This window comes from Christiangramia forsetii KT0803, from assembly GCF_000060345.1.
Taxonomy (GTDB): domain Bacteria; phylum Bacteroidota; class Bacteroidia; order Flavobacteriales; family Flavobacteriaceae; genus Christiangramia; species Christiangramia forsetii.
This window is the reverse complement of the sequence record NC_008571.1, coordinates 834,430-848,505: the sequence shown is the minus strand read 5'-3', so window position 1 is coordinate 848,505 and position 14,076 is coordinate 834,430. Positions and strand designations below refer to the sequence as shown.

Genomic DNA, 14,076 nt, shown 5'->3' with positions numbered 1-14,076 from the left:
CGGTTGCAAATGTAAGTTATTTGTACAATTTCGCAAAGAAAAAATTTCAATTAAATTAGGTCAAATATAGAATCTACTGCAACATTACGCTCTACATTAAAACCTTCTGCATGTTCTGTATTAATTAATCTTCCCATATCCTGCGCGCGGTAAGTAATGCTATCCAGGAAGTTACTACTTGAAATGGGGGTTTGGGGCTCCTGGCTGTTCTCATCAAAAAACTGTGATCGATACGCCAAAACAGATTCTAATTTTTTATCTAAATATCCTGAAATATCTACTACAAAATCAGGCTGAAGGTTTTTCCACTGAATATAGTGAAATACATGTTTAGGCCTCCAGGCCGTCTGTTTATTACCGTTCATAATAGTTTCGATCTTTCTCAATCCGCTTAAAAAGCAGGCATCACTAACCAGCTTAGCTCCTTTTCCGTGGTCTATGTGACGATCTTCAACCGCATTACAAAGAACGATTTCAGGTTTATATTTTCTTATGATTTTTATAATCTCGAGTTTATGCGCAGTATTATTTTCAAAAAAAGCATCGCTAAATTCCAAATTATGGCGCATTTTAACCCCTAAAATTTCAGCAGCAGCTTTAGCTTCATCATCCCTGATCTCTGCCGATCCTCTTGTACCGAGTTCGCCTCTGGTAAGATCTAGTATCCCGACTTTCTTTCCGCGGTCTACTTCTTTCGCTATAGTCCCTGAACAGCTTAGTTCTACATCATCGGGATGTGCTCCTACTGCCAGTATATCTAATTTCATAAAGTCTATATTCTAATTTCTATTTGGTCTTCTCAATTGCCTGAGACAGATCTTCAATCAGGTCTTCAATCTCTTCAATACCTACTGAAAACCTCATTAAATTATCTTTAATTCCCTGTTTTAGTCTGTCTTCTTCACTTAACAAACCGTGAGAAGTTTGCGAAGGCAGTAAGATGGTACTTTCAACCCCGGCAAGGCTCATAGATGGCTTTATAAGATTGAGGCTTTTCATGAATTTTGAAGCATTGATATTCTCATTTAATTCAAAAGAAAGCATGCCGCCAAATCCTTTCATTTGCTTTTTAGCCAACTCGTGATCTGGATGATCTTTCAAGCCAGGATAAAAAACATTTAAAACACTGCCATGAGAATTTAAAAATTCTGCGAGTTTCATGGCATTTTCATTTTGGGCTTTCACTCTAATGCCCATCGTTTTTATACTTCGCTCCAATAACCAAACGGTATAATCACTCAGGCTTCCTCCAAAATTCTTAGCCATTTGAAAGATCCTTTCAATGTTTTCTTCAGAAGAAATTACAGTGCCCGCCAGTATATCACTGTGACCTCCCATATATTTAGTTGCCGAGTGTATTACCACATCAATTCCGAAGTCTATAGGATTCTGATTCACGGGTGAAGCAAACGTATTATCTATCATACTAACCAGTCCATGCTCTTTAGCCAATTTCCCAACTGCTTCCATATCTGTGATCCGGAGCAATGGATTGGATGGTGTTTCTATATAGATCACCTTTGTATTTTTCTTAATTTCAGCTTTCAGAGAATTGGCTTTGGCATCTTTTGCAAATGAATATTCTATTCCGAACTTATCAAATTCCTCAGTTGCCAGATTACTGGTTCCTCCATAAAGCGAATCCTGAAAAACTACATGATCTCCAGACTTTAGAAAAGCCATTAAAGAAGTACTTACCGCAGCCATTCCGCTTCCGAAGATCAATGATGCCTCTCCGTGTTCTAATGCCGCCATCTTTTTAGCCAAAGCTACCTGGTTAGGGGTATTAAAATATCTGGGATATCGCTTGGTCTCTACATCTTCAAAGGCATAAGAGGTGGACATATACAATGGAGAAACCGCTCCTTTAAATTCTTTGTCTTCCAATTCTCCAACATGTGTACAAATCGTGTTGATCCCTTTGCTCTTACTCATAAATTATTTTTAAAAAATTTGAGCCCTAATGTACTAAGAATTCTGCTAAAAGCGCCTACTGTCCTAATTGCGTTGCTATGAATTAAGACAGACGTTAATTAAAGTTAAACCTTAGCCACCTGCCAAGGTATTGGCCTCTATTTTCGGTAACTTTCGATTTAAATAAAAAATTGAACAAATGAAGAATGTAAATGCATATGCAGCGAAGTCAAATGATGCCAATTTAGAGCCATTTGATATCGAAAGAAGAGAAATTTTAGCCGACGATGTAAAGATCGAAATAGATTATTGCGGAGTTTGCCATAGTGATATCCATCAGGTAAGAAACGACTGGGGAAATAGTAATTATCCTGTAGTACCGGGACATGAAATTATAGGCCGTGTTACCGAAGTTGGAAAAGACGTTAAGAACTATAAAGAAGGAGATCTTGTTGGTGTTGGTTGTATGGTAGATTCCTGCCAGGAATGCCAATCCTGTAAAGATGATCTGGAGCAATATTGTGAGAACGGAATGACGGCTACTTACAATAGTAAAGATAAACATCTGGGAGGTCATACTTTTGGAGGTTATTCTGAATTAATTGTAGTTAAAGAGAAATTTGTCTTAAAGGTTCCGGAAAACCTGGATACCAAAGCCGTTGCTCCATTACTTTGTGCTGGTATTACTACCTGGTCACCATTAAGACAATGGAATGTAAAAAAAGGAGATAAAGTGGGTGTTGTAGGTCTTGGAGGTCTTGGCCATATGGGAGTGAAGTTTGCCAGTGCCCTTGGAGCTCATGTAGTAATGATTACCACATCTCCAGGAAAAGCTGAAGATGCTAAAAAATTGGGTGCAGACGAAGTTCTTATTTCCAAGAACGATGATGATATGAAAAAGCATCAGGGAACTTTCGACTTTATTCTGAATACTGTTCCTGTTGGTCATGATACAAATCCATATGTTGGTTTACTAAAACGTGATGCGACAATGACCCTTGTAGGAGCTATTGATGAAGTTGATATTCATGGTGGCGGATTGATCATGGGGAGAAAAAGACTTGCCGGTTCATTGATTGGAGGAATCAAGGAAACTCAGGAAATGCTTGATTTCTGTGGAGAACATGATATCGTATCTGATATTGAAATGATCGATATTCAGAATATCAATGATGCTTTTGACAGAGTGGTAAAGTCTGACGTAAAGTACAGGTTTGTAATCGACATGAAATCTATAAAGAACTAATATGAGTATTCTTTCTTCTTTATTAGGAAACGCAGGAGCAATAGAAAAGGATAAACTCCAGGAGAAATATGGAAAATTGCTGATTCCTTCTGAAGAGATTGAAGCAGGATTCAAGATTATTCGTGATACTTTTATTTTCACGAATAAACGTCTTATTCTGGTAGATGTTCAGGGACTTACCGGAAGTAAAATCGAATACTTTTCTGTTTTATATAAAAGTATCACCAGGTTTAGTGTAGAAACTGCAGGAAGTTTTGATTTAGATGCTGAATTGAAAATCTGGATCTCTGGGGAGCAAACACCCTCTATTTCCAAGCGTTTTAATAAGAAAGTAGATATTTATGAAGTTCAGAAGTTATTAGCGGAGTTCACACTCTAGTTAATAAAAGTTATACTGAACTTGTTTCAGCATCTCAATAAATTCTTGAAGCCACTTATCTCTAATTAAAAGATAAGTGGCTTTTTATTTAAAGATATATTAAGAACACATTTTTCTAAACTGAGTTTATATCTTTGTTTTAGCATTTGTTGAACGATCAATCCAGAAAATATATGACTCTATTAGTAACCAATATCAAAGAATTACTTCAGGTTAGGGAACAAAATATCCTTAAAGTTTCAGGAAGTGAAATGAAAGAACTTCCCACGATAAAAAATGCCTGGTTGCTTATTGAAAATGATAAGATTGCTGATTTTGGCACTATGAAAAACATGCCTAAAATAACCGCTGATCAAACCATAGATGCTACCGGAAAGATCGTACTACCAACCTGGTGTGATTCTCATACGCATATTGTTTATGCCGGAAACCGGGAACAGGAGTTTGCTGACAGAATCAATGGATTGAGTTATGAAGAGATCGCAAATCGTGGTGGCGGAATTCTGAATAGTGTAAAAACCCTTCAGGATACATCTGAAGAGGAGGTCTATGAACAATCAGCAAAAAGGCTGAAAGAAGTCATGAAACTGGGAACCGGAGCGGTAGAGATAAAATCTGGTTACGGACTTACCGAAAAAGCAGAATTAAAAATGCTTCGGGTAATTAAGAAGCTCCGCGAGAATTATGATTTACCTGTAAAATCTACATTTTTAGGAGCTCATGCAATTCCGAAAGAATATAAGAACGACCCTGATGCCTATATGGATCTTGTAATTAATGAGATCCTTCCAAAAGTTGCAAAAGAAGGTCTTGCTGAATACATAGATATCTTTTGTGAAAAAGGTTATTTCAGTATAAAAGATACTCACAGATTGCTTTCTGCTGCAAAGGAACATGGCTTAAAACCTAAAATTCATGTAAATCAGTTTAATTCCATTGGAGGTGTAAAAGTCGGCGTTGAGCATGAAGCGCTAAGTGTAGATCATTTAGAGGTGATGAATGATGAGGATATAGAAGTTCTAAAAGGTACCAGAACAATGCCAGTAGCACTTCCCTCCTGTTCTCTATTTCTGAGTATTCCCTATACACCCGCCAGAAAAATATTAGATGCTGAACTTCCATTGGCACTAGCAACAGATTTTAACCCGGGAAGTACACCCAGCGGAAATATGAACCTTGTGGTTTCCCTGGCTTGTATAAAAATGAAAATGACTCCGGAAGAAGCCATCAATGCTGCCACTATTAATGGAGCTTATGCCATGGACTTAAGCGAAACCCATGGTAGCATTACTAAAGGAAAAATGGCTAATTTCATGATTACTAAGGAAATCCCATCCTTTACTTTTCTGCCATACGCCTTTGGCACCAACTCTATTGATTCTGTTTATATTAATGGAAAACTGATATAATATGAACGGATTAAAAATTTATAAACCTGCGGATATCGAGAAATTGATCTCTACAAGACATGGAGAGGTGAAGTTTGGTGAAAATCTGAAATTCGTAAAGAGTATTGATGAGCTTGACAAAAGTTCAGCCAATTATGTTTTATTGGGTATTCAGGAGGATATTGGCGTTCGAGCCAATTACGGAAATTCAGGAACCTCCAGGGCATGGAATGCGGCTTTAAAAGCTTTGGTCAATATTCAGGTAAATAAATTTAATAATCCCGAAAATTTAATTCTTCTCGGTGAATTGAATTGTGAAGACCTAATGGCTAAAGCCTCAAATATTGATAAGGCAGATCCTAATTATTACCCTAAACTAGGCGATCTGGTAAAACAAATTGATCAATTACTAGCCAATATTATTGAAAAGATCATTTCTACAAATAAAATTCCCATCGTTATTGGGGGTGGACACAACAATGCCTACGGAAATATAAAAGGTTCTTCTAAGGCGTTGAATGACCCAATTAATGTAGTGAATATCGATGCGCATACAGATCTTCGGCAACTGGAACATAGACATAGCGGGAATGGGTTTAGCTACGCCATAGAGGGACAGTATTTACGAAAATATACGGTCTTCGGATTACATAAAAATTATACTCCTGAATATATTTTCGAAGAAATGAATGCTTCTGAAAATTTCCAATATCACATTGCTGAAGATATTCTAAAAAATCCGCAGGAAGTGAATAATAAATTTCAGCAAAGCCTGGAAAGCATAGGTCAGTCCAAATTCGGGCTGGAACTCGACTGTGATTCAATTTCAGATTTTCCGAGTAGTGCTAAATCACCTGTAGGTTTTTCAGTAAATAACATTAGGAGCTTTATAAAGATTTCTTCTGAAAATGAGAATTGCTGCTATTTCCATATTTGTGAAGCTTCTCCGAATGAACAAAACGATACTCAGGTAGGGAAAGCACTGGCCTATTTTGTTTCAGACTTTTTAAACTAATTAATTATAAGTCCTGATCAAGATGTTTGTCTGATGGTTCTCGTTGCCAGGGAAACTTTCCTTCTATTTCCAATTCTATAGATAAGCTTAAAAAAGTCCTTATTAATACAATGACCCCAAGGGTAAGAACTTTGTCCATTGTTGGTTCTGTGACCACTGTTGCTATAATATCTGCCGCAACAAGGATCTCCAGGCCTAATAAAATTCCTTTCCCTAATTCCTGACGCAACAGTTTATAAGATCTTTTTTTGGCTTTCTGTTGTGCAAAAAGAAATTTTCCCAGTGCCAATAATGTCCCGACCAATATGGTAAGTACACCACCTACTTCGATGATCCGGGCGACATACTCAATATAAAACTTAATATTTTCCATGTTCAATTTTCCGAAGATAGCTTTTGATATACTCCATTGGTCCATCCAAAACCATCCTGGGTAGGATACTCTCCTCCTCCACTCTCTTTAGTTAAATCTTCCACATTATACTTTTCAAGCATTTTAAATGTGCGGTTATAAACATCCTTATTTAACTTCAACCATCTTGATCTAATCTCCATTGCAAGTTGGTTTTGATTATAATTTTTCAATCCTTTAATACTTAACCATTGCAGAGGGGGCCATCCATTTGGAGCATCCCATTGTTCACCAGTATTATAAGGAGTGGTGACCAGCCCACCTGGTTTTAAAAAAGTTTTTTCGATCTTGTTGGCAACACTTTCAGCTTGTTTTTTTGTTGCAATTTCAAAAAATAACGGATAGACGCCCGCAAGAGAATATTGTCCTGTAACTTTTTCATTTTTGAAATTATAATCTTTAAAAAAACCTGCCTCTGAATCCCAATTATATTTAAGGATTGCCTGTTTTCTATTTTCTGCTTTTAAGCTAAATGCTTTTGATTTTTCCTGATTGCCGGAAATTCTGGCAGCTTCAGAAATCGTCATTTCAAGATTATACAGTAAAGAATTAAGATCTACAGGAACGATGTCTGTTGTATGAATAGTTGATAGATCATATTGTCCATTTTCATTTTTATGAAGCCATCTACTAGAGAAATCCCATCCAGATTCAGCACCTGCTCTTAAATTCCTATACACTTCTTCTTTTGTAAGGGCTGGATTTTCAGCTATGGCATCTTCAGCAGTTTTTACATCTTCGCGATAACTCTCAGGCCTCGGGGTAGCATTATCATCCCAGTAGCGGTTTAAGATTTCACCGTCTTTCATTTTAACAACTCTCCGGACCGCGTTATTGTTCTGGAAAGTTTCACTGCCGTCCATCCAGAAATTATACTCTCGTTCAAGTTCCGGAAGGTATTTTGCAAGCACTTGCTCTCCCCTAATTTCAGAAAGTACTTTAACCATCATCGCGAAAAATGGAGGTTGAGATCTTCCCAAATAATAAGTTCTGTTACCGTTTGGTATAAAACCATATTCATTGATCAAGAAAGCGAAGTTGTCAACCATATTCTGAATGGTTTCAACTTCCCTATCTTCCTGTAATCCCAGCATCGTAAAATAACTATCCCAGTAATAAATTTCTCTGAAGCGACCACCGGGAACTATATATGGCTTAGGTAAAGGTATAAGAGTTCCCGACTTTCTTTCATCTGAAGGCCTTTTCAAGACATTCCATAATTTACTGATGTGAGATTTAATTGAGGAAGAATCTATTTCTAATTCAAAATCACTCCCCGGTAATTCAAAATGCTGCTTCACAAAATCTGAAATTCCTTCTTTTGTTGTATCCTCCAGCATATTATATCGCTGCCTTATAAGACCCACATTGTATTGAGGCTTTGCATCAACAAAGGTTTTACTATCACTAAAGATCGTATTCGTTTGTACGTCATAAAACAAGTCTCCGTATAATTCTCCCGGAGGGAGTATATCAACTTTACTTTCAATTTTCTCCAGTTCCTGCTCAGGATTCGGACCTATTTTACAGGATAAAAAAAGAAAGATTACCAATAAATAATTTATGTATACAGGAAAATGTTTGTTCATAGTTTCATTTTAATATCCTATAAATATAAGTGATTTTAAAGATTCATTTTGTGGGACTATTATTTCGTAAGATTTAATAATTTTGAATTCAAAATAATAAGAAATGCAAATAGTCTCCTGGCAATACAAATATTCCGAAGAGTTTAAAAATATGAACCTGCACTGGCTAAAAGAATTTTTCTGGGTAGAACCCCATGATGAAGATGTTCTTGGAAATCCTGAAAAATATATTATCAAACCTGGAGGAATGATATTCTTCATGAAAGAAAATAAAGATAGTATTATTGGATGCGTCGCATTAATGAAAATTGATGATAATATTTTTGAACTAACCAAAATGGCGGTAAAGCCAGATCATCGAGGGAAGAAAATTGGCCATGAGCTTATGAAATATACACTCGATTTTGCAAAACAGAGTGGGTGGAATAAATTGATTATATATAGCAACAGGAAACTGGAAAACGCTATCCATCTCTATAGGAAATATGGCTTTGAAGAAATTCCAATAGAGGAAAATAATCCTTATTCCCGTGGCGATATTAAAATGCAACTAAAGCTTTCTTAAAACTTTATTAATTGGGAACTGACTCCATCTAGTGTTTTTTAGCTTTATGTAAAATTTTAAAAATGAGAAGTATAGCTGCCTTAATGGCTATTAGCATAATGCTAATTGGCTGTAAAAATGACAAAAAATCTGAAGAGAATGAGGCGAAGACAGAAGTAGCCGAAAGCAATTCTTCTAATAAAATGCAATCTGATTCCAGCGAAATAGAAATAACCCCTATTTCTCATGCGACCGCTGTTTTTAAATGGGGTGAAAGTGTTTTCTATACCGATCCAGTTGGCGGAGCTGAAGTTTTTGAAGGAGAATCCAAACCAGACTTTATTTTAATTACCGATATACATGGTGATCACATGAATGCAGAAACTCTTCAAGCCCTTGAGCTTGAAAACACCAAGATCATAGTTCCTGCCGCTGTGCAAAAGAAATTACCGGAAGCCCTGCAATCAAATCTCATTGTTATGAATAATGGAGATTCAAAAGAGGTTATGGGTTTCAGAATTGAAGCAGTACCTATGTATAACCTTCCTCAAAGCAAAGATGCGATGCATGAAAAAGGTCGCGGCAATGGATATGTGCTAGAAATGAATAATAAAAGGCTCTATATATCTGGTGATACAGAAGATATTCCTGAAATGCGAAATCTGGAAAATATTGATGTAGCACTGGTATCTATGAATCTTCCTTACACGATGCCTGTAGATCAGGCTGCAGATGGGGTTCTGGCTTTTAAACCAAAAAAAGTGATCCCTTATCACTACAGAGGAAAAGATGGTTTTTCAGATATAGAAGAATTCAAAAAATTGGTAAACGAAGGGAATCAAAACATACAGGTTGAACTAATGGAATGGTATCCTGATAATAATAAATCTTAGTTCTATTAAAGAAGCTGTCTTTCTTAATTTTCTATACGAAGAGTTGCAAAATTCTTATGTTGGCTAATTCAAATTTAACAGTATGTCAACGCAAATGCTTTATTTAGAAAGACAGCTTTTGATATTTTCAGTAAAATCTACTTAAAGATATATATTATACAGACATTTAACAAAAAAATAGTAAGATAATTTACTAATTATCAGATTTTTATAATTTTTTATCAATTATAAACTTATGAAAATTTAAGCATAATATCATTTCTATGCTGTCTTTCTATGCTGTCTTTCTATGCTGCTATCATTCCTTTTGAGCATGGGGATATCCTGACTTCAAACATGACAACATACCGGTGATTTGATTTCACAGTTCATACTTTTATAGGTACTATCAAATTGTAAATGATTCACTTTATATTCAAAGAAATAATCTACCTGTTCTGCTTTAGTGTCTATAGATAATGCTGTGTATTTAAGTTCATTATCTGATCTTAAACTTACCTTTGCGATGATTGATAAAAAAATGATGACGAAGAGAAAGAGATGAACCTTTTTCATGATAATTCTTTAGTTGTTCTATTTAAAAGACGATCCAAAATATAAATCGTTACAGAAAATGTTTGTTTTTAACATTTTGACTACTAGATATATATCTATAAAAACGAAGAGAAGGAAATATAATTGCATAAAAAAACCCTGACAAAAATGCCAGGGTACTATTTATTTATTTTAATAAATTACTTTGAAAGTACTTCCTGTACTTTATCTGCAGCTTCCTGAAATTGTATAGCACTTGATACTTTTAGTCCACTGTTATCTATTAATTCTTTTGCGATATCTGCATTGGTTCCCTGTAATCGAACAATAATTGGAACATTCATAGCGTCACCCATATTTTTGGATGCATCTACAATTCCCTGTGCTACACGATCACAACGTACGATACCTCCAAAGATATTTACAAGAATAGCTTCTACTTTATCATCCTTAAGGATTAGTCTAAAAGCTTCTTCAACACGTTTAGCATCTGCTGTACCTCCTACATCAAGAAAGTTAGCTGGTTCACCACCGGCTTGTTTAATAAGATCCATTGTTGCCATTGCAAGTCCGGCACCATTAACCATACATCCAACGTTCCCGTCAAGATCTACGTAGTTAAGACCTACTTCCCTAGCTTCAACTTCTGTTGCGTTCTCTTCACGAACATCACGCATCTCTGCATAATCTTTATGACGAAAAAGTGCATTATCATCTAAAGTCACCTTTGCATCTACAGCCATGATAAGATCATCACTGGTTTTCAATACAGGATTGATCTCAAATAAAGAGGAATCAGACTTTTCAAAAGCTTCGTATAGAGACATTACGAATTTTGTCATTTCTTTGAAACCTTTTCCACTGAGTCCAAGATTAAAAGCGATACGACGTGCCTGGAAACCAAGTAATCCGGTTGCAGGATCAATTTCTTCTGTGAATATAAGTTCTGGAGTTTCTTCAGCAACAGTTTCTATATCCATACCTCCTTCAGTAGAATACATGATCATGTTACGACCGGTAGCACGATTAAGCAATACAGACATGTAGTACTCTTCCGGCTCATTATCTCCAGGATAATAAACATCTTCGGTTACAAGAACCTGATGAACTTTCTTCCCCTCAGCAGAAGTTTGAGGAGTAACAAGGTTCATCCCAATGATCTCTCCAGCTATTTCTTCAACTTCCTTAAGGTTTTTGGCAAGTTTTACACCTCCACCTTTACCACGTCCCCCGGCATGAACCTGTGCTTTAATCACATGCCAGCCAGTTCCAGTCTTTTCAGTTAGTTCTTTAGCAGCTTCCACTGCTTCTTTGGCATTTCTTGCCACGGTTCCGCGTTGAATGCGGACTCCGAAGCTGTTTAAAATCTCTTTTCCTTGATATTCGTGTATATTCATAATCAGCTATTTCTTCTGTATTAATTATGGAAGGCAAAAGTAACAAATACATACTATTGTACCAATCTTTTTTGAGCTTCTTAACGCTTGATAAATTGGCGAAATCCAATATTCGCGAAGGCTTTGCAAAATGGGGCTTTTTTTGCGAAAAGGTTATAGTAGAAAACTTTGATATTCCTAGATGTAGAGTACATTCTCTATTAAATTCGTTGTTTAATTTTTTTTTATGAAAAAAGCCTTGTTAGCATTGGCGATTGGTGGATTTGGAATTGGAATGACAGAATTCGTAATTATGGGGATTTTGCCTGAAGTAGCTGAAGCGCTAAGTATCACTATTCCGCAAGCCGGACATTTTATTTCGGCATATGCCCTGGGTGTAGTGGTGGGAGCGCCTTTACTTACCGCTTTCGGAAATAAATGGCCTCCGCATAAGGTCTTAATGGCTTTAATGATCTGGTTTACAATATTTAATACGTTATCAGCATTTTCAAACTCATACACGCTTTTATTAATAACCAGGTTTTTATCAGGCTTACCACATGGTGCATTTTTCGGCATTGGTGCCGTGGTAGCTGGTAAACTTGCAAAACCGGGTAAAGATGCCCAGGCAATTGCCATGATGTTCACAGGACTCACCGTTGCAAATGTTATTGGTGTTCCTTTGGGAACCTGGTTGGGACAAAATTTTGAATGGGGAGTAGCTTTTCTCGCGGTTGGAGTCGTTGGAATTCTGGCAATATTAAGTGTCAAATTTTGGATGCCAGAATTGCCGAAAACTAAATCTAATGGCTTTAAGAAAGATATTAAAGTTCTTAAAAAACCTGAATTATGGATGGTGATTCTTCTAACCACAATTGGTACTGGAGGTTTCTTTGCTTGGTACAGTTATATTGCCCCTTTAATTACAGATGTTGCAGGGCACGAAGAAAATATTGTGAGCTATGCCATGATTTTGGCTGGTTTAGGCATGGTTGCAGGAAATTTTATAGGAGCAAAACTTGCTGAAATGTTCAGGCCTATTTATGCTGTTATTATTGCCCTAGTCTGTATGGTTATAGCATTGATTTCAAATACCTTCCTGGCTTATGATCAAATTGGTGTTTTAATAATGACCTTTATTTTACCTCTCATTGCATTTTGTATTGCCACACCTATTCAAATGGCAGTGATCAATTCAGCTAAAGGTTCTGAAATGCTGGGCTCTTCTCTAAACCAAAGTGCTTTTAATATGGGAAATGCCAGCGGTGCTTATCTTGCGGGATTACCTATTGCATATGGATACGGAATCGTTTCTGCTCAATATGTTGGTGCTGCAATGGCGGGAATAGGTATTTTTATTGGATTGGGTGTGATCATGATTAGAAGACATCAGGCAGCACAACTGGAATTAAGTAATTCTTAAATTAATCACTTTCAGAAATAACAGAATGTATAAATCGGTTATATTTGATATAAGGCTTATTTGTCCTTGCTGAAGAAAATTATTTTTGCTCAAAATATTTAATAAAAAATGACTCAGAAAGATCTCCTTTCCATAACTAAAGAATTTAGTAGTCCGGTTTATGTTTATGACGCCGATAAGATTATATCTCAATATCAAAGATTAACCGATGCTTTTAAAGTTAATGAGCTTCGTATTCATTATGCAGTAAAAGCATTATCTAACATCTCCATTCTTAAACTTCTAGGTTCTCTTGGGTGTGGATTAGATACGGTATCTGTCCAGGAAGTTAGACTAGGTCTAAAAGCTGGTGTAGATCCTTCTAAAATTATATACACTCCAAATGGAGTTTCTTTGGAAGAGATCGAGGAAGTTGTTCAATTAGGAGTCCAGATCAATATTGATAACCTTTCAGTATTAGAACAATTTGGCACGAAGCATCCCAAAATTCCTGTTTGTATCAGGATCAATCCCCATGTTATGGCGGGTGGAAATTCGAAAATATCTGTAGGCCATATAGATTCTAAGTTCGGAATTAGTATTCACCAGATGCCACATTTACTTAGAATTGTTGAAAATACAGAAATGCATATTAACGGGATTCATATGCATACCGGTAGTGACATCCTGGACATTGGAGTATTTCTATATGCTTCTGAAATTCTTTTTGAAGCGGCCAAAAATTTTAAAGAATTAGAATTTATAGACTTTGGAAGTGGTTTTAAAGTTCCGTACAGAGAAGGAGATATTGAAACCGACATTGAAGATCTAGGTGTACAATTAACGCAAAAATTTAAAAAATTCTGCAAGGAATATGGGAGAGAACTGGCTTTGGCTTTTGAACCCGGGAAATTCCTGGTTAGTGAATCAGGGAAATTCCTGGCTAAGGTAAATGTGATCAAACAAACTACATCTACTGTCTTTGCGGGAATAGATTCTGGTTTTAATCATTTAATTAGACCAATGTTCTATGGATCGCATCATGACATCACCAATATTTCAAATCCAAATGCAAAACCTCGTTTTTATAGCGTAGTGGGTTACATTTGTGAGACCGATACTTTCGGGAACAATCGCCGGATTTCCGAAATACGGGAAGGAGATATTTTAAGTTTTAGTAATGCCGGTGCTTACTGCTTTTCCATGGCCAGTAATTTTAATTCAAGGTACCGTCCACCTGAAGTTATGTGGTACAATGGGAAAGCTCATTTAATAAGAGAACGCGAAACTTTTGAGGATCTTACCAGGCATCAGGTTGAAATAAATTTCGATTCCTCCCCCAAACAATTGGTAGATAAAGAGTAGTTTATAAGTATTAAGAGTA

Annotated in this window: 14 protein-coding genes; 8 read left to right on the top strand and 6 right to left on the bottom strand. The window is 36.3% G+C overall.

The window, feature by feature from the left end:
• Positions 1–50 precede the first annotated feature (50 nt).
• Entirely contained in the window at positions 51–767 is a 717-nt protein-coding gene (gene bshB1, locus GFO_RS03615) for a bacillithiol biosynthesis deacetylase BshB1 (RefSeq protein ID WP_011708676.1), read from the bottom strand.
• Positions 768–786: 19 nt separating this feature from the next.
• Positions 787–1,935 (bottom strand): trans-sulfuration enzyme family protein, encoded by a 1,149-nt coding sequence (locus GFO_RS03610; protein ID WP_011708675.1) that lies wholly within the window; start codon positions 1,933–1,935, stop codon positions 787–789.
• Between the two features lie 178 nt (positions 1,936–2,113).
• On the opposite strand from GFO_RS03610, the gene GFO_RS03605 reads away from it, so the two are divergent.
• The 4 genes from GFO_RS03605 to GFO_RS03590 all read left to right on the top strand — a co-directional run bounded on the left by GFO_RS03605 (position 2,114) and on the right by GFO_RS03590 (position 5,942).
• Positions 2,114–3,160: an NAD(P)-dependent alcohol dehydrogenase gene (locus GFO_RS03605; protein ID WP_011708674.1), complete on the top strand. Its 1,047-nt coding sequence runs from the start codon at positions 2,114–2,116 to the stop codon at positions 3,158–3,160.
• A 1-nt stretch (position 3,161) separates the two neighbouring features.
• Positions 3,162–3,539 (top strand): PH domain-containing protein, encoded by a 378-nt coding sequence (locus tag GFO_RS03600; protein WP_011708673.1) that lies wholly within the window; start codon positions 3,162–3,164, stop codon positions 3,537–3,539.
• A 173-nt stretch (positions 3,540–3,712) separates the two neighbouring features.
• Positions 3,713–4,948, top strand: coding sequence for an imidazolonepropionase (hutI, locus tag GFO_RS03595; protein WP_011708672.1), 1,236 nt, complete (start codon positions 3,713–3,715; stop codon positions 4,946–4,948).
• Between the two features lies 1 nt (position 4,949).
• Positions 4,950–5,942: a formimidoylglutamase gene (locus GFO_RS03590; RefSeq protein ID WP_011708671.1), complete on the top strand. Its 993-nt coding sequence runs from the start codon at positions 4,950–4,952 to the stop codon at positions 5,940–5,942.
• 4 nt (positions 5,943–5,946) lie between these two features.
• Here GFO_RS03590 and GFO_RS03585 read toward each other — a convergent pair whose 3' ends face one another.
• Together GFO_RS03585 and treF are read right to left on the bottom strand one after the other, a co-directional pair.
• On the bottom strand, positions 5,947–6,315 hold the full coding sequence (locus tag GFO_RS03585) for a DUF1622 domain-containing protein (RefSeq protein ID WP_041249994.1): 369 nt from the start codon (positions 6,313–6,315) through the stop codon (positions 5,947–5,949).
• 2 nt (positions 6,316–6,317) lie between these two features.
• Positions 6,318–7,943, bottom strand: a complete 1,626-nt coding sequence (gene treF, locus GFO_RS03580) for an alpha,alpha-trehalase TreF (protein WP_011708669.1) — start codon at positions 7,941–7,943, stop codon at positions 6,318–6,320.
• Positions 7,944–8,046: 103 nt separating this feature from the next.
• Between treF and GFO_RS03575 the strand changes: the two genes are divergently transcribed.
• Positions 8,047–8,508 carry a GNAT family N-acetyltransferase gene (locus GFO_RS03575; protein ID WP_011708668.1) on the top strand — a complete coding sequence of 154 codons (462 nt, stop codon included), beginning with the start codon at positions 8,047–8,049 and terminating at the stop codon, positions 8,506–8,508.
• 62 nt (positions 8,509–8,570) lie between these two features.
• Positions 8,571–9,380 carry an MBL fold metallo-hydrolase gene (locus GFO_RS03570; protein WP_011708667.1) on the top strand — a complete coding sequence of 270 codons (810 nt, stop codon included), beginning with the start codon at positions 8,571–8,573 and terminating at the stop codon, positions 9,378–9,380.
• A 330-nt stretch (positions 9,381–9,710) separates the two neighbouring features.
• Here the strand turns inward: GFO_RS03570 and GFO_RS03565 are convergent, their stop codons facing one another.
• Together GFO_RS03565 and sucC are read right to left on the bottom strand one after the other, a co-directional pair.
• Positions 9,711–9,935 (bottom strand): hypothetical protein, encoded by a 225-nt coding sequence (locus tag GFO_RS03565; protein ID WP_041249993.1) that lies wholly within the window; start codon positions 9,933–9,935, stop codon positions 9,711–9,713.
• A gap of 179 nt (positions 9,936–10,114) precedes the next feature.
• Positions 10,115–11,311 carry an ADP-forming succinate--CoA ligase subunit beta gene (gene sucC / locus GFO_RS03560; protein WP_011708666.1) on the bottom strand — a complete coding sequence of 399 codons (1,197 nt, stop codon included), beginning with the start codon at positions 11,309–11,311 and terminating at the stop codon, positions 10,115–10,117.
• Positions 11,312–11,537: 226 nt separating this feature from the next.
• Here sucC and GFO_RS03555 point away from each other — a divergent pair, with 226 nt between their 5' ends.
• Together GFO_RS03555 and lysA are read left to right on the top strand one after the other, a co-directional pair.
• A complete protein-coding gene (locus GFO_RS03555) occupies positions 11,538–12,713 on the top strand; it encodes an MFS transporter (RefSeq protein ID WP_011708664.1) in 1,176 nt (391 codons plus the stop codon).
• A 108-nt stretch (positions 12,714–12,821) separates the two neighbouring features.
• Complete coding sequence (gene lysA / locus GFO_RS03550; RefSeq protein WP_011708663.1) at positions 12,822–14,057, top strand: diaminopimelate decarboxylase; 1,236 nt, start codon at positions 12,822–12,824, stop codon at positions 14,055–14,057.
• Positions 14,058–14,076 lie beyond the last annotated feature (19 nt).

Coding starts and splice junctions, on each gene's coding strand:
- bshB1 (WP_011708676.1), bottom strand. CDS start 767: ATGAAATTAGATATACTGGCAGTAGGAGCACATCCCGATGATGTAGAA.
- GFO_RS03610 (WP_011708675.1), bottom strand. CDS start 1,935: ATGAGTAAGAGCAAAGGGATCAACACGATTTGTACACATGTTGGAGAA.
- GFO_RS03605 (WP_011708674.1), top strand. CDS start 2,114: ATGAAGAATGTAAATGCATATGCAGCGAAGTCAAATGATGCCAATTTA.
- GFO_RS03600 (WP_011708673.1), top strand. CDS start 3,162: ATGAGTATTCTTTCTTCTTTATTAGGAAACGCAGGAGCAATAGAAAAG.
- hutI (WP_011708672.1), top strand. CDS start 3,713: ATGACTCTATTAGTAACCAATATCAAAGAATTACTTCAGGTTAGGGAA.
- GFO_RS03590 (WP_011708671.1), top strand. CDS start 4,950: ATGAACGGATTAAAAATTTATAAACCTGCGGATATCGAGAAATTGATC.
- GFO_RS03585 (WP_041249994.1), bottom strand. CDS start 6,315: ATGGAAAATATTAAGTTTTATATTGAGTATGTCGCCCGGATCATCGAA.
- treF (WP_011708669.1), bottom strand. CDS start 7,943: ATGAACAAACATTTTCCTGTATACATAAATTATTTATTGGTAATCTTT.
- GFO_RS03575 (WP_011708668.1), top strand. CDS start 8,047: ATGCAAATAGTCTCCTGGCAATACAAATATTCCGAAGAGTTTAAAAAT.
- GFO_RS03570 (WP_011708667.1), top strand. CDS start 8,571: ATGAGAAGTATAGCTGCCTTAATGGCTATTAGCATAATGCTAATTGGC.
- GFO_RS03565 (WP_041249993.1), bottom strand. CDS start 9,935: ATGAAAAAGGTTCATCTCTTTCTCTTCGTCATCATTTTTTTATCAATC.
- sucC (WP_011708666.1), bottom strand. CDS start 11,311: ATGAATATACACGAATATCAAGGAAAAGAGATTTTAAACAGCTTCGGA.
- GFO_RS03555 (WP_011708664.1), top strand. CDS start 11,538: ATGAAAAAAGCCTTGTTAGCATTGGCGATTGGTGGATTTGGAATTGGA.
- lysA (WP_011708663.1), top strand. CDS start 12,822: ATGACTCAGAAAGATCTCCTTTCCATAACTAAAGAATTTAGTAGTCCG.